This window comes from Niallia sp. 03133 (assembly GCF_052663225.1).
On record NZ_JBQTCY010000001.1, the window covers coordinates 110135 to 127780 of the forward strand.

Annotated in this window: 16 protein-coding genes; 8 read left to right on the forward strand and 8 right to left on the reverse strand. The window is 35.3% G+C overall.

What is annotated here, in order from left to right; genetic code table 11:
- Positions 1-499 precede the first annotated feature (499 nt).
- The 4 genes from ACTYBU_RS00640 (at position 500) to ACTYBU_RS00655 (ending at position 3698) form a co-directional block, all read left to right on the forward strand.
- Positions 500-724, forward strand: coding sequence for a FeoA family protein (locus ACTYBU_RS00640; RefSeq protein WP_445486530.1), 225 nt, complete (start codon positions 500-502; stop codon positions 722-724).
- Positions 725-2722, forward strand: a complete 1998-nt coding sequence (gene feoB / locus ACTYBU_RS00645) for a ferrous iron transport protein B (RefSeq protein WP_445486531.1) — start codon at positions 725-727, stop codon at positions 2720-2722.
- 15 nt (positions 2723-2737) lie between these two features.
- Positions 2738-2926: a FeoB-associated Cys-rich membrane protein gene (locus tag ACTYBU_RS00650; protein ID WP_445486532.1), complete on the forward strand. Its 189-nt coding sequence runs from the start codon at positions 2738-2740 to the stop codon at positions 2924-2926.
- A gap of 310 nt (positions 2927-3236) precedes the next feature.
- Entirely contained in the window at positions 3237-3698 is a 462-nt protein-coding gene (locus tag ACTYBU_RS00655) for a helix-turn-helix transcriptional regulator (protein WP_445486533.1), read from the forward strand.
- A 168-nt stretch (positions 3699-3866) separates the two neighbouring features.
- On the opposite strand, the gene ACTYBU_RS00660 is transcribed toward ACTYBU_RS00655, so the two are convergent.
- A complete protein-coding gene (locus tag ACTYBU_RS00660; protein WP_445486534.1) occupies positions 3867-4145 on the reverse strand; it encodes a hypothetical protein in 279 nt (92 codons plus the stop codon).
- 262 nt (positions 4146-4407) lie between these two features.
- Here ACTYBU_RS00660 and ACTYBU_RS00665 point away from each other — a divergent pair, with 262 nt between their 5' ends.
- From ACTYBU_RS00665 to ACTYBU_RS00675, 3 genes are all read left to right on the forward strand, one after another.
- Entirely contained in the window at positions 4408-5709 is a 1302-nt protein-coding gene (locus ACTYBU_RS00665; protein WP_445486535.1) for an MFS transporter, read from the forward strand.
- Positions 5710-6237: 528 nt separating this feature from the next.
- A complete protein-coding gene (locus ACTYBU_RS00670; RefSeq protein WP_445486536.1) occupies positions 6238-7998 on the forward strand; it encodes an ABC transporter ATP-binding protein in 1761 nt (586 codons plus the stop codon).
- On the forward strand, positions 7995-10007 hold the full coding sequence (locus ACTYBU_RS00675) for an ABC transporter ATP-binding protein (protein ID WP_445486537.1): 2013 nt from the start codon (positions 7995-7997) through the stop codon (positions 10005-10007). The genes ACTYBU_RS00670 and ACTYBU_RS00675 overlap by 4 nt, the downstream gene beginning before the upstream one ends.
- A gap of 89 nt (positions 10008-10096) precedes the next feature.
- Here the strand turns inward: ACTYBU_RS00675 and ACTYBU_RS00680 are convergent, their stop codons facing one another.
- Positions 10097-10312, reverse strand: a complete 216-nt coding sequence (locus ACTYBU_RS00680; protein WP_445486538.1) for a small, acid-soluble spore protein, alpha/beta type — start codon at positions 10310-10312, stop codon at positions 10097-10099.
- Between the two features lie 198 nt (positions 10313-10510).
- Between ACTYBU_RS00680 and ACTYBU_RS00685 the strand changes: the two genes are divergently transcribed.
- Positions 10511-10900, forward strand: coding sequence for a hypothetical protein (locus ACTYBU_RS00685; protein WP_445486539.1), 390 nt, complete (start codon positions 10511-10513; stop codon positions 10898-10900).
- A 320-nt stretch (positions 10901-11220) separates the two neighbouring features.
- Here ACTYBU_RS00685 and ACTYBU_RS00690 read toward each other — a convergent pair whose 3' ends face one another.
- From ACTYBU_RS00690 to ACTYBU_RS00715, 6 genes are all read right to left on the reverse strand, one after another.
- The gene (locus ACTYBU_RS00690; RefSeq protein WP_445486540.1) at positions 11221-12318 is read right to left on the reverse strand and encodes an ABC transporter ATP-binding protein; all 1098 of its coding nucleotides are present in this window, start codon (positions 12316-12318) and stop codon (positions 11221-11223) included.
- A 400-nt stretch (positions 12319-12718) separates the two neighbouring features.
- Positions 12719-13345, reverse strand: coding sequence for a metal-dependent hydrolase (locus ACTYBU_RS00695; protein ID WP_445486541.1), 627 nt, complete (start codon positions 13343-13345; stop codon positions 12719-12721).
- 120 nt (positions 13346-13465) lie between these two features.
- Positions 13466-14368 carry a PucR family transcriptional regulator gene (locus ACTYBU_RS00700; RefSeq protein WP_445486542.1) on the reverse strand — a complete coding sequence of 301 codons (903 nt, stop codon included), beginning with the start codon at positions 14366-14368 and terminating at the stop codon, positions 13466-13468.
- A 450-nt stretch (positions 14369-14818) separates the two neighbouring features.
- Positions 14819-14992 (reverse strand): hypothetical protein, encoded by a 174-nt coding sequence (locus ACTYBU_RS00705; RefSeq protein ID WP_445486543.1) that lies wholly within the window; start codon positions 14990-14992, stop codon positions 14819-14821.
- A 95-nt stretch (positions 14993-15087) separates the two neighbouring features.
- Complete coding sequence (locus ACTYBU_RS00710) at positions 15088-16272, reverse strand: YheC/YheD family protein (protein ID WP_445486544.1); 1185 nt, start codon at positions 16270-16272, stop codon at positions 15088-15090.
- Positions 16269-17636 (reverse strand): YheC/YheD family endospore coat-associated protein, encoded by a 1368-nt coding sequence (locus ACTYBU_RS00715; protein ID WP_445486545.1) that lies wholly within the window; start codon positions 17634-17636, stop codon positions 16269-16271. The genes ACTYBU_RS00710 and ACTYBU_RS00715 overlap by 4 nt, the downstream gene beginning before the upstream one ends.
- Positions 17637-17646 lie beyond the last annotated feature (10 nt).

A 17646-nucleotide genomic window follows, 5' to 3' on the forward strand; every position in this document is an offset into this window, starting at 1 on the left:
TCGATTTTCCTAATATACGTACTTAACGGGCCAGTCCGTACGGCGATGACCAAGGCGTTTCCGCTTTTCACTGTCTAGCTCCAGCGCCTATCTCCTAACGTACTTCAGGTCATCTTCCTACGATAAGTCAACATCGAATCGCACACGCTCTCCGTGTTTCCTATATCTCAGTCGAAGTCCTTCCAGTCCGTACGGCGATGACCAAGGCGTTTCCGCTTTTCACTGTCTAGCTCCAGCGCCTATCTCCTAACGTACTTCAGGCATCTTCCTACGATAAGTCAACATCGAATCGCTCACGCTCTCCGTGTTTCCTATATCTCAGTCGAAGTCCTTCCAGTCCGTACGGCGATGACCAAGGCGTTTCCGCTTTTCTATCTTAATTTTAAAAGTTCAGAAAATTGTCATATTATGACCGGAATTTCGATTGTTGCAGCTTTATTTTCTTGATATAACTATATTAAAGAATAAAGATAATCATTCTCATTAAGGAGGAATGGAAATGAAGTGGAAGCTGCAGATTGGAGAAAAAATAAAAATTACAAATATGTCGAAAGTAAATTCACTTGTAAAAAGAAGACTGCTTGATTTCGGAATTACAGAAGGAACGGTTGTATCCATTCAAAATATTATGCCGTTTAGTGGTCCATTTATTTTAGAGCATGAAGGTTCTATTGTTGGTGTGAGAAGGAAGGAAGTACAAAATTTAGAAGTGGAGAAAATATAAATGGAAGTAGCCTTATTAGGAAATCCAAATACCGGTAAAACTTCTTTATTCAATCATTTAACAGGATCCTATGAATATGTTGGCAACTGGAGTGGAGTTACCATTGAAAAAAAGGTAGGTTTATTTAAAAATAAAAAAGCAAATTTAGTTGATCTGCCAGGAATTTATTCACTTAATCCATTATCTGCAGATGAGGCTGTTGTAACAGAATATTTGTTGCAAGGTCATGTCGAAAAAATTGTTAATATTATTGATGCATCCCAATTAAGCCGAAACCTTCATTTAACACTTCAACTTATCGAATATGGAAAACCAATTAATATAGGACTAAACATGATTGATGTAGCAAAAGGGTATGGAAAAAAAATCAAAGTAGAAGAGTTATCAAAATTAATAGGCTTTTCTATTACTCCTATTAGTGCAAGAAACGGCCATGGATGCAAGGACCTTGCAGAAGCAGCTACTCAACAAAATAAAAATGGCTCACAGATCAAAGTGGATTACGGAGAAATAATTGAAAATAGTATTGGAGAAATGGATGTATTAATAGATAATAAAACAGCTATTTCTACGAGATGGCTGACATTACAGCTTTTAGAAGGAAATTCGACAGTTTATCTATATTTGCTTTCTCTTATAGGAGAAGAGAAGCTTCAGCGTTTTTTGAATAACACAGAAGAATCGATAAAAGGTACTGGAAAAAGCCTGGAGCAATTGGTATTTGAGGCGAGAAAAGCAGTTGTAAATCAATTGCTACAACAGGTGGAAGTAATTGAAGTGTATAATAGAAAAACTTTTACAAGCAGGGTTGACTGTATTGTCACAAATAAATACTTGGGAATGCCGATTTTTATTTCGCTGATGTATCTAATGTTCATGTTGACATTTGATTGGCTTGGCACTCCGCTTTCAGATTTAGTAGATGGTTTTATCTCTGGATTCTTAACGGATGCTGTCTCCAATCTGCTTGCAGCATTAAATGCTTCTGCATTTATTCATGCACTGGTAATTGAGGGTGTTATTGCAGGAGTTGGAGGGGTTTTAGTTTTTGTACCGCAAATATTTATCCTTTTCTCCTTTTTATCTTTTTTAGAGGATTCGGGTTATATGTCAAGAGTCGCCCTCGTTATGGATAAGATTATGGAAAGTGCTGGCTTAAATGGGAAGGCATTTATTCCGATGATAATTGGTTTTGGCTGCAATGTTCCCGGTGTAATGGCTGCTAGAACAATAGAAACACAAAAAGAAAGATTATTAACGATATTATTATTGCCATTCATGTCTTGTTCAGCCCGTTTTCCAGTTTACGCTCTATTTATCGGTGCATTTTTTGCCAAGAACGGCGCTTTAATTGTTTTATCGATTTATGTATTGAGCATTGTCGTAGTTCTTATTGTAGCGAAAATCCTTACTATAACCGTTTTAAAAGGAGAAAAATCATTATTCTTTATCGAGTTGCCGCCATATAGAATGCCTAGTGCAAAAGTTTTATGGAAAAGTACATGGGATAAAGGAAAAGGATTTTTGAAAAAAGCAGGAACCTTCATCTTTGCCGGATCTGTCGTGATTTGGACACTATCTTATCTTGGTCCAGCCGGTATAAATGTGGGTATGGATGATAGCTACTTAGCTGCTGTTGGAAAAGTTTTAGCTCCTATTCTTATGCCAATCGGTTTTGGGACATGGCAGGCAGGAGCATCCCTAATTACAGGATTTTTGGCAAAAGAAGCAGTAGTTTCCGCTATGAATATTATTTATGCAGTACCAGATGCGGATTCTTTGCAGCATTTAATGAGCAATGTGTTTACACCATTATCTTCTTATAGTTTTATGGTATTCATTTTACTTTATATTCCATGTTTAGCAACCTTAGCAACGATTTATAAAGAAACAGGTTCCAAGAAATGGTCGGCGTTTTCAGTTGGATATTCCCTGGCATTAGCCTATGCGATGGCACTATTAATCTATCAAGGAGGAAAGTTATTAGGACTTTCTTAATGAGGAGATGTAGAAATGGTTGTAAATATAGTAATTGGTGGATTGATTTTTCTTTATGCAGGGTATACCCTTTATCGTTTTGTGCAAAAATCAAAAGAAGGAAAATGTTCAAGCTGCTCTATTAGTAAATCTTGTGAAGCAAAAAGCTGCTGCAGCATAAATGAAAAGAATAGATTATCAAATAATTTAGTCGATAATAAATAATTGCATGGGGGGCTGAAAAAGGAAAAAAGTGTATGCTTTTTTCCTTTTTCTCAGCCTTTTTTGTCGTTCAGGAAATGATAGCAGTTTGGTCCGCATCCAGCTCCGACGTACAGGATGTACAAGTGCCGATGTTGCCACAGGACGTGGCGCAGTTAATCGGCCAGTTTGTACGGTGATGATCAAGGCGCTTGCGCTTTTGTTCTTTGTTTTATAATAATTAGCAGTAAAAAATTGAAATTTTTAGAAGAGAAGTTTATAATAAAAATAATAGTGTAAAATTACACATAACTAATAAGGGAATGAATGCATTTTGACTAGAGAAGAAATCATTTTTAATGTTTCAGAAAAAATGAGATTGATTCGTACAGAGGCAGGATACACACAAGATAAAATGGCTGAGGTAATTGGTTTATCGAAAAAAACTCTTGTGCAAATTGAAAAAGGAAGATTATATGCTGGATGGTCTACCGTTGTAGCTGTATGTGCTCTGTTTAGAGAAACAGAAACAGTCCGATTTTTATTTGGAAATGAACCGTTAGAAGTATTAGAAACAGTTGCTCGTGATGGAATGGATTATCGAAAAGAAAAAACCCTTGGCGGAAAAGTATGGTGGCGTGAAGTGGAAAGAATAAATGGATTTATTCTGCAGCAAAATATTATTAGCCAGCACTATAGAATTATAGATGAAGATCATTTTCGCATTTTCAGCAGCTTCGATGAAGCAGAATCAACCGAAAGATTTCAAGAATTAACAAATAAACTAGAGGGATAAAATTCCCCTTAAGAAAGCTTTGTCCTTATTTTCTTATAGTCATGTGCTGGTTAAGTGTATACGCCTTAGCAATCAGTCTTTGGATATATACTAAAATGTTCTCTCCAAAAAGAAGAAAGAGGATATTCCAAAATTCATCAACTTTGGAATATCCTCTTTCTTTCTATATTATAAAATCCATTTTTCAAATAGCAGTTGATTTTTACTTGTGAATTCCTTCCAGAATTTTTTTACTTGCTGTCCTTCTAGTTTTAAATGTACTGCTTGTTTTTTATTTGCCGTTAAGAAAAAAGAAACAAGATTTGGGAGGTTTGTTGTCTCGATGACATGTTTTTTGCATAATAATTGACATTTTCCATTAAATTCTTTTGAAGTCTCATAAAATGAAAGGATATCATCCATTGTTAATTTTTCTTGAAGTGTAAATTTTTTTAAAAATGTCTCCATTATGATTGCTCCTTTTTAATTTAAATTTGGATGGCAAGAGAATATACTATTCGAAAAGATTTAGGAATTTTCATCTTGTTAGAACAATAAATACCCAATATAAAGATAGGTAAACAAGTTTTTGTATAATAGAAATAAAATATGCCTAAATTCCTAGAATGCTTCAGCCTTTAGACGGAATAACAACCCATCAGGCGTACCTTATTATTCCAAAAAAACAATTGTAAAATTATCTCATCAAATACAAGATGAGGGATAATTTATGAAACAATTTAAAAGTATTTTTAATAATCATCAGTTCCAAAAACTTTTTCTTGCAAATGTAACATCTAAAATGGGCAGTGTTATTGGTTTAACAGCTTTTATGTATTATGTATTAGATCGTTTTTCAAGCCAGCCGTCCTATGCAGCTATCACGGAATTAATGTACTCTTTGCCAACATTGGCAGTGTTTTTTCTTGTTGGAGTAATTGCTGACCGATTGGATAGGCAAAAGATTGCCTATTACTGTGATTGGATTTCAGCATGTTTGTCTGTTGGTTTATTAGGAGCCATTTACCTTGGATGGATGCCACTTATCTTTTTTGTTCTTTTCTTTAGAAGTGCGGTTCAAAAATTCTTTTTTCCAGCCGAACAGGGTTTGCTTCAAGGCATCTTAAAGAAAGATGAATTTACAGCCGCTGCCGGAATTAATCAATTAGTTGAAAGTATTTTTATGTTATTTGGAAATGCATTAGGAATTTTTATTTATTGGTCTATGGGCATTTATGGAGCGGTAATAATTGATATTATTACGTTTATTATAAGTGGGCTTTGTATAAAAACGATGAAAATGGAAAGAAGTATACGGAATCCGAATGGAAGCCATACAATCAAGGATTTAAATCTTCCGATTGTTTGGAGAGATTTTAAACTTGGCTATACCTATATTTATAAAAACAAACTTTTATTCTCCCTCATTATTGGTTTTATTGTATTTGGTGTTGTAAATGGCGGTTTCAGTGTAATGCAAGTGTTTATATTAAAATATAAATTGGCTCCGGATGATTATGAGCAAGTCTCCATTTATTTAGGAGTTGTTTTTGGAGCTGGTGTATTAATTGGCAGTTTTATTTCATCTTTTTTCACACAAAAGATGAAATTATACCAATTAATTATAGGCAGCATTTTTCTAATTGCATTATTTACAATAATGGCGTCCTTTGCGACTAGTTTATTTTGGTTTATGTGTATTAATTTTATTATCGCATTTTTCTTGCCGCTGCTTAATATAGCAATTGGCGGATGGATGCCTGCAATTATTGAACCGAAAATGATGGGAAGAGTTCAAGGGTGGGTTAGTCCGTTGATGATGTTATCTCAATCGATTACGCTAGGCGTGATAACAGTTGGTTTTCCTGCTTATTTTTCAGTAGAAGCTATTTTTTGTCTAGTTGGCGGATGTTTTGTAATCGTTGGTATTTATTATAGTTTTGTTTTGCCTGGATTAGCAAAAAATGCAGAAGAAGAGGAAATCCAAAAGAGGAGTAGCAAAAAAGAGAGAAATATCCGTTTGAATTATTAGTTTTTCAAAATATTTGCAATTGACTTTATTATTTTAATATGGTAATCTTCACTTATATTGGAAAATAAATCTAAAAAAATGGGAGGGCTTACAATGAATGATGCTAAAATGATTAAAAAACAAAAATTGAATATTCATGTAGTCTCTCCATCTATTTATACATATAAAAAGTATGCATAGGCTACATTTAGTTTGTAGCCTATGCATATTGTAAAGCAAAAAGAGACAGATCGCATAGTTGTGGTCTGTCTCTTTTTGTTTTTTTGAAATAATGTATGGCAAGGAAGACGGGATTTATTCCCTTAAAAATAAATTTTTATTTTATCTAGCTCCAGCGCCTATTGCCAATTGTACTTCAGGACTACATCCTACGTCCGTACGACAATGATCTAAGCGCTTGTGCTTTTGTTATAAGGAGGAGGAAGATGTAAATGATTATCGGCAATAAAGAAAACGGAACAACGCTAAAGAAGGATTTAGAAAGCGGCTAGTACAATGACTTGGGGCGAATAGGAGTGAAAAAAAAATATGTTTTCAATATTATTTAAGTTAAAGTGGTTTTTTAAAGAAAATTGGAAAAGGTATACAATAGCAATTGGTTTGCTTATCATTGTTGGGGTAATTGAAATAATACCACCAAAATTATTAGGGATGTTTATTGATGAAATTGATGTCGGAACACTTACGGCAGCAAAATCTATTTATTATATTCTTGCTGTTTTTGGCATCACACTAATCACTTACTTTATCACATATGTTTGGATGTATAAGCTTTTTGGCGGTGCTTTTCTTTTAGAAAGAAAACTGCGAAGCAACTTTATGGGACATTTATTAAAAATGACCCCAACATTTTTTGAAAAAAACCGAACAGGAGACTTAATGGCAAGAGCCACTAATGATTTAAAGGCGATTTCAACCACTGCAGGATTTGGTATTTTAACATTAATAGACTCTACCATTTTTATGCTGACTATTTTAATTACCATGTGTGTATCCATCAGTTGGAATCTTACATTAGCAGCAATTTTGCCTATGCCAATTATGGCATTTATTATAAAAATATATGGAAATCGCATCCATAAGCGATTTACAGAAGCGCAGGATGCTTTTGGGGAATTAAATGACAGCGTATTGCAGTCGATTGCTGGCGTTCGAGTTATTCGTGCTTTTGTATTGGAGAAAGAGGATGAACAACAATTTCATCAGTTAACGGAAGATGTTTACCAAAAAAATATTTCTGTTGCAAAAATTGATTCCTTATTTGAACCTACCATTCGTATTCTTGTTGGATTAAGTTATTTAATTGGATTAGGATATGGAGCTTATTTAGTTTTTCAACAGCAGGTAACAATTGGTCAGCTTGTAACATTTAACGTGTACTTAGGAATGATTGTTTGGCCGATGTTTGCAGTTGGAGAACTGATGAATATTATGCAAAGAGGGAATGCTTCTTTAGATCGAGTTCAGGAAACATTAAATTACAAAGCAGATGTTTCAGATCCAACGAAGGCAAAGCTGGTGAAGTCACCAGACAATATTGTCTTTGATTCGGTGGCATTTCAATATCCATCTTCCAAAATAAACAATCTTCAAAATATTGATTTTACTATTAAGCAAGGGGAAACAATTGGGATTGTTGGAAAAACGGGAAGCGGGAAAACGACGTTGATTAAACAATTGCTTAGAGAGTATCCAAAAGGAGAAGGAGAAATCAGCGTTAATGGAATTGGGATTGACGAACAGCAATTAAAGCAGGTGCGAGGCTGGATCGGCTATGTTCCTCAAGACCACGTCTTATTTTCCAAAACAATAAAAGAAAATATAATGTTTGGACATAAAAATGCAACAGACGTGGAAATGAAGGAAGCCATAAAATTAGCATCCTTCGAGCAAGATATCGAAATACTCCCAGAGGGATTGGATACGCTTGTAGGAGAAAAGGGTGTAGCACTTTCTGGTGGGCAAAAACAGCGGATCTCGATAGCGAGAGCTTTAATAAGAAAACCGGAAATTTTAATATTGGATGATTCGTTATCTGCGGTCGATGCCAAAACGGAGCAAAATATTATCCAAAATATTAAAACAGAAAGACATGGAAAAACGACAATTATTACTACCCATAGAATGACTGCTGTTCAGCATGCGGATCAAATTATCGTATTAGAAGATGGAAAAATAGTAGAGCATGGAACGCATGAAGAATTGATGTCCCTTAATGGCTGGTATAAAGAACAGTTTGTAGTTCAACAAACAAAAGCTGAAGCTGCAAAGAAGGAGGTGCAGGCATGAGTACAGGAAGAAGACTGCTAAATTATGCATTTTCATTTAAACGTATCATTATTACAGCCCTTATTATGTTAACAATTGCTGTTATTGCAGATTTATCTGGACCTTTTATAGCAAAAAAAGTAATTGATAATCATATAATGGGCATTGAATCGGTTTGGTATGAAACGAAAGATGCAAATCAAGCTGTCCAATATAATGGAAAGCTGTATAAGAAAGAACGATATATTGATTCTAACGAAGAAAAAATCAGTCCAGCAAGAATTATACAGGTTGGCAGAGAATTTGTATTTGTGGATGGCAATATTTCTTATGATGGAGAAAGAACATTTAAAAATGGGGAACTAACCATTAGCAAGGCAGGGAAAGCAGCAAAATATACGGCAACACCTCTATCAAAAGCAGAAATAGTTGCTTTTTATAAGCCGGAGATACCTTATATTATCAAACTGATGCTGTTTTATCTTGCTTTAGTAATAATTGCTGCCGGATTTCAATATGGTCAGCATTTCTTTCTTCAAAAATCAGCAAATCGCATTATCCAAAAGATGAGGGAAGATGTATTTGCTCAAATACAAAGACTGCCGATCAAATATTTTGACAATCTTCCCGCAGGAAAAGTGGTTGCAAGGGTAACAAATGATACAGAGGCAATTCGAGAATTATATGTTACAGTCCTTTCTAACTTTTTCTCAAGCAGCATATATATAACCGGAATTTATGTAGCATTATTCCTGTTAAATGCTAAACTTGCTGGGATTTGTTTATTCCTGATTCCAATATTATTGATATGGATGAAAGGATACAGAAAATTTGCTGCACGCTACAATCGGATTATTCGGTCGCGAAATAGTGATATAAATGGAATTGTCAATGAGTCCATTCAAGGAATGAATATCATTCAGGCGTTTGGAAAAGAGAAACAAACACTAGAAGAGTTTGAATCCTTAAATAATGAACATTTTCGTTTTCAGAATAAGCTTCTGAATTTAAATAGCTTAACATCTCATAATCTTGTCAATGTGTTAAGGAACTTAATATTTGTTGCCTTTATTTGGTATGTGGCTGGGCAGTCATTAACAGCGACTGCTGCCATTTCTTTAGGTGTTCTTTATGCATTTATTGATTATATTAACCGCTTGTTTCATCCAATAGTTGGAATTGTCAATCAGTTGGCAAATTTAGAGCAGGCACTTGTTGCAGCTGACAGGGTTTTTGAATTGATGGATGTAGATGGAATAGAAGTAGAACAAGCGACGATAGACCGTTATAAAGGAAATGTGGTATTTGACCATGTCAACTTTGCTTATAAAGATAATGAATATGTATTAAAAGATATTTCATTTGAAGCAAAGCATGGAGAAACGGTTGCATTAGTAGGGCATACTGGGTCGGGGAAAAGTTCCATTATGAATTTATTGTTCCGGTTTTATGATATTCAATCAGGGAAAATAATGATTGATGGGAAAAACATTCAGGACATGTCGAGACAGGATTTGCGAAAGCATATGGGAATCGTGCTGCAAGATCCGTTTCTTTTTAAAGGAACGGTTGCCACAAATGTAACCCTTCATGATCCGTCGATAACAAAAGAAATGATGGAAAAAGCATTAAAAGATGTAGGGGCTGACCGTGTGCTGAAACATTTAGAACTGGGCTATGATGAGCCTGTTATTGAAAAAGGAAGCACCTTATCAAGCGGGCAGAGACAGCTTATCTCTTTTGCACGGGCACTAGCCTTCGATCCAGCCATTTTAATTTTAGATGAAGCGACTAGCAGCATCGATACAGAGACAGAACAAATTATCCAAAAGGCAATGGAAGTGCTTAAAAAAGGCAGAACAACATTTATCATCGCACACCGATTATCAACCATTCGCAATGCGGATCAAATAATCGTATTGGATCATGGGGAAATAGCGGAAAAAGGAAATCATGAAGAGTTGATGAAGAAAAAAGGCAAGTACTATCAAATGTATCAGCTTCAGCAAGGAAGTTCCTTAGTCGGATAGACTGTCAGAGTTATATGATACATCACAGTGAGAATATATGAAGCCCCCAAATAATTTTGGGGGCTTCAGCCATTATATAAAATTTTTCATTAAGCTTGTGTTCCGCCAAGTTGTTTTTCAGCCAATTGAACAAGGCGTTTTGTAATTTCTCCACCAACAGATCCGTTAGCGCGAGCAGTAGTTTCTGCACCTAAAGTTACACCAAATTCGGTTGCAATTTCATATTTCATTTGGTCTAATGCTTGTGATACTCCTGGTACTAAAAGTTGATTTGAGGAATTGCCTCTGCTTGATGTATTGCTCATTATGTTCCATCTCCTCAGAAATAAATTTTTTGGTTGGGTTAGCTGGATTTGCACCAGCGAATAAGAAATCTTACTGCCGCTTGGCATCACCCAATAGTTAAATATATTCTTTGCTGCTTTACTATTATTATTGGTGAAATTCTTTTTCCTATTCCTTTTTATTTACAGGGAATTAATCCCTTATTGATATTTAGAAACATGGAATTAGAGAGAATAGATTTTTATTATTATCAAAAAATAATAATAGAGAAAAGCGCAAGCGATTCGATAATGACTTGCCGCATGGAGAAATTCAATGTCTGTACGTCTGAGCTAGACACTTATTTAATTAAAGAACAGAGGTGGGTTATGGCAATTTGCCCGGTTTGCAATGGATGGAAACAATTAATCAAATCTTGTCCCAACTGTCACCAAGAAGTTGAAGACAAAGGAAGAATTATGGACTATTATGATGACTATAGTGCTTATATGCCAATTGATCAGCTGAAGCTGGAAGATGGATTTAGTGATTTAGCGGAAAATTTATGCCCTCATTTTGTAATGTGCAAAAAGTGTGGGTATGAAGGAATTGAGTTTGTTGAAGAATAAAAATCCACAGCCTTATTTAGGCTGTGGAGTCTGTTTAAAAGATAAGAAAGTATAAGTTTTCTGAAGTCTGACAAGTGTCTAGCGCAAGCACCCTATCGACTTCAACGCTTCCCTCACCTCGCTTGCGTAGTCAACATCGAATCACTATGTTCTTCGTGTTTCCTTTATCTCTTCAAGGAACACAAACTAAAACCGCCACGTCCTTATGTCTTCGATTGTGTAATCCACATCCTGTGGACCTCAGCTTATTCTGTCGATGAGCAAGGGCGCTTGCGCTTTTCTTATCGAAAACGCTTTTGATTGAGAAGCTTACAAAGATATTAACGAATTCTGCTTTCTGTATCTTTATCAAAGAAATGCGCTTTATTCATATCAAATGCTAATTGTATAGCATCTCCAGCAGATAAGTTTGCTCTTGAATCAAGTCGTGCGACAAACTCTTTTCCAGCCAAAGTCGAATAGATTAAGCTTTCTGCGCCTGTTAATTCAAATACATCTACTTTTGTGTTAAAGCATGTACCTTCAGAGCTTGATATAAATACTAATTCATCATGAATATCTTCTGGTCTAATGCCAAAAATCACATCTTTGCCAACATAATTTTGTTCTTTTAATGTTTTTAGTTTCCCTTCAGGAATGATAAAAGACGTTCCCCCAATAACAAGTTTGTTTTCTACAATTTTTCCATTAAAGAAGTTCATTGCTGGAGAGCCGATAAATCCGCCTACAAACACATTTTCTGGTTTTTCATACACTTCTTTTGGGGCTCCTACCTGTTGAATAATTCCATCTTTCATGACAACAAGTCTAGATGCCATCGTCATTGCTTCTGTTTGATCATGTGTTACATAAATTGTAGTTGTTTGCAGTCTTTGGTGAAGTTTTGATATTTCTGCACGCATTTGTACACGCAATTTTGCATCTAAGTTGGATAAAGGTTCATCCATTAAAAACACTTTGGCATCGCGGACAATGGCACGACCTAATGCAACCCTTTGACGCTGACCACCTGATAGCGCTTTCGGTTTTCTTTTTAAATAATCTTCGAGTCCAAGGATTTTAGCTGCATTTTGAACTCTTTCCTCAATCTCTGCTTTTGGAAATTTACGAAGCTTTAAGCCGAATGCCATATTATCATAAACTGTCATATGTGGATATAGGGCATAGTTTTGGAAAACCATCGCAATATCACGATCTTTAGGCGCAACATCATTAACTCGAAGTTCATCAATATAAAAATCACCTTTTGATATATCTTCTAATCCAGCGATCATTCTTAACGTAGTTGATTTCCCGCATCCAGAAGGACCAACAAATACAATAAACTCTTTATCTTGAATATGCAAATTAAAGTCTTTAACCGCTGTTACTTTTTCATCATAAATTTTATAAATACTGTTTAATTTTAATTCTGCCATTTTTTGTTCCTCCTCTGTTTTTATATACATACTGTATCATTTTTGAATGCGTTTTCATATTGGCGGGATGCATAAAAAATACTAGATAGAATTAAGCAAATTGCCTAAGCGCTTACATTTTATGAAAACATACACACTCTTACAGGTTCTCAAGGCCAAAATGAAGAGGAAATAAGAAAAAAGGACAATGAGAAAGGTACTCATGGTTTTAAGGATCATAAAGAGTTATGATCCTTAAAACAGTAAAAAACTAGTTCTTTGCATGAGTGGTGTTTTTATGTTTTTAGGACATCTTGCTTTTTTTATAAGATAAGAAAGTATAAGTTTTCTGAAGTTAGAGAAGTGTCTAGCGCAAGCGCCCATCGACTTCAACGCTTCCCTCACCTCGCTTGCGCTTTTCTTATAATTCCTTTGAGGACAAGGGTAAAAATAATTTAATGCCGCGTTTATTAAACGGCAAAAAGCGACAGTCACAAAATAAGTGGCTTATATATGCGAATAAACAAGTATAATAGACTCCCTCCACTTTAAGGGATTGTTCCAATAAAAAGGCTATGTATCCATAAAAGATAATTCCAAGAATAGAATGTGTATAGCTTCTATGAGAAACAAAAGAGGATATAATAATATAAATTCCTAAAAGCATCAGCCATTTTTCCTGTAAAGAAACCCCGCCTAAAAAAACACCAACCCCCGTTACGGCTAACATATGCCGCTGCTTTAAAAGATAGGAAATGAAAAAGATCCCGATTCCCAACCCTATTCCATACAGCTTTTCTGTTAGTGTCCCTTCATAAATGCTGTAGAAAACCATCATTAATCCAATAACTTGCGCCACTGTCCGAAATACTTTGTGGGATAAAGTGATTTTATTGCTTAATGTTCCATCAATATCCATATCAGGCATCAAGCCGGAGATTCCTCCTAATCCTACTAAGAATAGTGTCGTTTCCGGTGTAGTCTGCATCGAATTAGCAACGATAAATCCAGTTGCGGCACCTGCAACCGCATGTGATGTTCCATTCACTTTTTGTTCACCTATTTCTGATTAGTTTACTTTAAACCCCTAATAAATTCAGGATCTAATCTTTTATTATAGGTGATGTTTGGAATATCGAAAAGCATTTTTAGCGGATTCTGGAATCTGTTACGGCTGATTGCTGGGATTAAATAATAAACAAGCAAGGTAAGTAGTAAAAAAGCTGCTGAAATCTTTCAAATGAAAACCTGTTTTTTCTGTAAATTTATCTAGACGATACTGCAGTGTATTTCGATGGATATAAAGCTGCTTTGCTGTATTGGTGCTATGGCCATTATTTTCGATAAAGGTTTGAATAGTAAGAAGGACTTCTTTATCTTCTTTGAATATGGAAAAACAATGATTAAAAAGTTCCAACTCATCACTTGCCAATCGATGTATAAAAAGGGCAGGGAGAATCTTTTCTAATGATAAAACACTTTGGGAAGGGATGATGCTTAACCCTTTTGAAAAAATATTTTTTTCCTGGATAAATATAGTCGGCAATGCAGGGCTTAATTGGACTTCTTTTCCGATGAAAAAAGTAATCGTTGCAAAAAAATCCGTTTGAATTGCTTGAGCAAAAGAAACAAAAGCCTCTTCTTGAATATAGTGTTGATTTCTTTCGACTATAACCCCTTCATGATGGTTTTTCCAGATCAGCAGACTATCAGAGCAAATAAAATCTGCAAATGCATCACTCATTAGTCCTTTTTCCAAATCTTTTCCTTTAATATGAAACTGAATCATCCGAATGGTTCCTTGATCTTCTTGTGGAGGCATTTCACCTTGCAAATAAAGAAATTGGCTCCATACTAGTTCTTCTTGCTGGTTGTTTTCTTCTGGCAAAAAATAATCAAATAAGTTTTTAAGTAAATCGAGCTGTGAATCATCTACTTCTTTCTTGTGGATGCCGAACCATTCATTTTGGGCAGAAAGTGTAAACCAATAATATAGTTCTAATTGTGCTGGTGAAGGGGGAGAGGTTTGTTCCATTGTATGTTGGAAATAAGATAGTAATTTATGCTTCATAATTCCTCCTATAGCAATGAAGAAAGCGTTTGATTTTTATGTAAAATAAATAATAATAGTTTCTTTTTTATTTTATTATACAATGATGAGGACGGCAATAAGAAAAGCGCAAGCGCCCTTGCTCATCGACAGAATAAGCTGAGGTCCACAGGATGTGGATTACACAAACGAAGACATAAGGACGTGGCGGTTTTAGTTTGTGTTCCTTGAAGAGATAAAGGAAACAAGAAGAACGTAGTGATTCGATGTTGACTTATCGTAAACGAGGAAAGGGAAGCGTTGAAGTCGGTAGGGTGCTTGCGCTAGACACTTGTCAGACTTTAGAAAACTTATGCTTTCTTACTCTTTAAAGAAAAGAGAATCAGGAAGATGGATGATCATCAGCTGACTCTCTTTGTATACAGCAGCGTTCAGTCTTTATACGATAAACGGCCGCTTCCGTGTAGACTATTAAAGAGTAGTAGGGGGTTCTTCTTTTGGAAGTTCTCTCGCTTCTTCTATATTGGCAGAAGTGGAGCGCTGTACAACATGGCCTCCACTCATTCCTTCGTTAATCATTCGGTCAATATCGAGATAGGCTGATTCTCTGCCCTCATATTGCAGTTCTTTTTTCTTGTCACTCACGGCTATCCCTCCTTTACTTATTAGGATGGGTAGAATAAGTTGTTTTCATTCTTCAGAATTTTTTTGGCAGGGGTTGTTTTCATCTTCTTCTGCTCCTAGTCGATTTTTGTATAAGAAAGCTGATAAAAAAGCTTTATCAGTTGGGAACAACGATTGGATTCTATTTCTTCTTCATCAAACAGCATGGGCTTGCTATTGATTTCAAATAAATAGTAATTTCCTTTTTTATCGACACAAGCATCAATCGAAAATTCCCCAAAAAAGCCAAAATGCTCCGATAATGCAGGACCACAGTTTTCTACTAATAGCCGAATGAATTCATCATGTTTTTTTGTTCGAACCAAATCATACGAAAGCAGCGCTCCTCCATTCGGTATATGGGTAGTAACTTCTTGGGAAATGGATTGTCTGATTCCAACACCTGCTAATAAATAATTTTGCTGAAGAAAGGTGACAAGAATGCGAAAATCATAACGGTGATTTTGAAATGCTGCCGCATCGATTGTTTCTTGGGCAATAAAGAGTGTTTCCTCATAGTCCTGCTGGAACGCATCCCAAAATAGGTCATATGATGGAAATTTTACTGTTTGCGTTGGACTAGTGCATGTCATAGAAGCATCTTTATTGTATATAAGGTTGAAGATTTTTTTTCCTTTATACCCTTCTGTTGGTTTTATATAAATGTTTTCATGTTTTAGAAGAAATGAATATAACCTCATTTTTTCCGTTAGTAGGATAGTGTCAGGTAAATAGTTTTTTAGTAACGGATGTTTGCTTAGTAGTTGATAAAGTTCAAACTTATTTATAAAGGTAGGATTAAAGTAAGGAATATCATTTTTAGAGAAAATTGTTAAAGCTCGATGAAAAAAAGAATTTTTTTCTGTTTTTCGAAAAGGAATTCGATTATAGACGACATGTGGAAGGGGACTTCTTACACGAATCCAGCTATTTTCATGATATAGATAAGCAAATCCGATGATTTCATTTTCCGCCACATCTTCTGGTGCAAAGACAATGATAATTCCACCTAACGAACGGAGTTCTGTTTGAAGCCTGATAAATAATGGACCATTTCCGACGAGGTTCTTTTTTTTATTATAGGAAGTGATGATTCCTACAATGGGCCCTGCATTTTTTTCTGTTTCCAGGATAGGGAATGGGTGATGATGCTCCTCCACCGTTTCTATTGGGTGAAGCATTTCCTTGTTGCTTCCAATTGTTCTGTTGTTTTTATTTAAGATACTCCACCATTTATTGTTGGAGTCGTAAAAAATATTCATCTGTAAATATCCTCAGGCATTTTAATGCATTTTTCCATAAGGTAAATAGCATATTCTAAAGAAAGTCTTCTTGTTAAGAGATCATATTTTTTAAGGGAAGAGTCCTTAAACATACTTCTGCCTGGTTTGGAGTTTGCTTCAAACAGCCAAACTCTGCCTTTTCGATCTATTCCCATATCAAAGCCGATTTCCCCCACTATTCCTTCTAATTGTTTTTCCAGTGCAGTGCTAATTTGCAGGGAGGCAGTACATAATTTATCTTGCAGATCCTTTGTGTCTATTTCCAAATCGTTTAATTCGGCTACTGATTTAATGATTCCACCATTATTCATATGGGTAGTCACACTTCCTGCTCCAGCAATTTTAGCGGCTATTGCTGTAACTTCCCATTGTCCAGATTTGTTTTTATTTGTATGAATACGAAAATCGATTGGTTTATGTTCAGAACGAATTAAGTAAATCCCTTGTTGGATAATGAAGTTGGAAATGTTCTTTTTATGAAATATGTGATTCATTAGTTTTTCAAGGGAATCAAATTTTTGCAGCCTATTTTCTCCCGTACTATCATTGAAACGTACATAATAATTATTTTCTTTTTTATCATAAATGACTTGAAAAATTCCTTTCCCTAAACTGCCATTTTTGGGTTTAATATAGACATGATTGTAATTGCTCAGCATTCTCTCTACAGTAGAAAAAGACGTAAAGGAATGGGTTTCAGGCAAGTAATCAGAAATGCTGCTTTCTTGCAGCAATCGTTCATAAATATCCAGCTTATTAAAAAAACCTGGGTTATACCAAGGGATCAAGTAATCTTTTTGCAAGCGATTTTTGGCAGTCTTTATCCGTGAAAGTTTTTCGCTTTTTCGATTAGGAATTCGGTCATACACTACATTGGGAAAAGGAACTTCAATGATTTTCCAGCCTCCATCATAATAAAACAAGCCGTTTATTGTAGTCTTTTCCCAGTTGATATGCTGTTCACCAAATAAAAACGCGTGAACTCCAACCGTATTTTGCACGGAAAGAAGCTTGGAAAAATTAAGCGTGCGATCTCCAATTGGTTTCACTTTAATGGAAGAAAAACCAGAAGTAAATATCCCTACTAAAGGACCGAGATAGAGGGTGTCATGATCAAAGAAAAGATGCAAAGCTGAACAATGTGCTGGTATGTGAAGAGCATGAGCTAACCCCTGACTAATGCTGATGCATTGTTTTATTGACTCTTGTTTTTTTATGATGGCATCCATTTTTTTGGAGCCAAATGATACTTTTTGTAAAGGAAGGGGTATTTCGCATTCATTTGGTATAGAAATCGTGTTGGCTGCTTGTGAAGTAATCTCTAAGCGATAATGTTTTTTCATGAATTTTTCC

What these genes read in the sequence shown, in the direction of transcription:
- ACTYBU_RS00660 (WP_445486534.1), bottom strand. Translation starts at nt 4,145, where the DNA reads ATGGAGACATTTTTAAAAAAATTTACACTTCAAGAAAAATTAACAATG.
- ACTYBU_RS00640 (WP_445486530.1), top strand. Translation starts at nt 500, where the DNA reads ATGAAGTGGAAGCTGCAGATTGGAGAAAAAATAAAAATTACAAATATG.
- ACTYBU_RS00715 (WP_445486545.1), bottom strand. Translation starts at nt 17,636, where the DNA reads ATGAAAAAACATTATCGCTTAGAGATTACTTCACAAGCAGCCAACACG.
- ACTYBU_RS00690 (WP_445486540.1), bottom strand. Translation starts at nt 12,318, where the DNA reads ATGGCAGAATTAAAATTAAACAGTATTTATAAAATTTATGATGAAAAA.
- feoB (WP_445486531.1), top strand. Translation starts at nt 725, where the DNA reads ATGGAAGTAGCCTTATTAGGAAATCCAAATACCGGTAAAACTTCTTTA.
- ACTYBU_RS00670 (WP_445486536.1), top strand. Translation starts at nt 6,238, where the DNA reads ATGTTTTCAATATTATTTAAGTTAAAGTGGTTTTTTAAAGAAAATTGG.
- ACTYBU_RS00685 (WP_445486539.1), top strand. Translation starts at nt 10,511, where the DNA reads ATGGAATTAGAGAGAATAGATTTTTATTATTATCAAAAAATAATAATA.
- ACTYBU_RS00700 (WP_445486542.1), bottom strand. Translation starts at nt 14,368, where the DNA reads ATGAAGCATAAATTACTATCTTATTTCCAACATACAATGGAACAAACC.
- ACTYBU_RS00665 (WP_445486535.1), top strand. Translation starts at nt 4,408, where the DNA reads ATGAAACAATTTAAAAGTATTTTTAATAATCATCAGTTCCAAAAACTT.
- ACTYBU_RS00680 (WP_445486538.1), bottom strand. Translation starts at nt 10,312, where the DNA reads ATGAGCAATACATCAAGCAGAGGCAATTCCTCAAATCAACTTTTAGTA.
- ACTYBU_RS00650 (WP_445486532.1), top strand. Translation starts at nt 2,738, where the DNA reads ATGGTTGTAAATATAGTAATTGGTGGATTGATTTTTCTTTATGCAGGG.
- ACTYBU_RS00675 (WP_445486537.1), top strand. Translation starts at nt 7,995, where the DNA reads ATGAGTACAGGAAGAAGACTGCTAAATTATGCATTTTCATTTAAACGT.
- ACTYBU_RS00710 (WP_445486544.1), bottom strand. Translation starts at nt 16,272, where the DNA reads ATGAATATTTTTTACGACTCCAACAATAAATGGTGGAGTATCTTAAAT.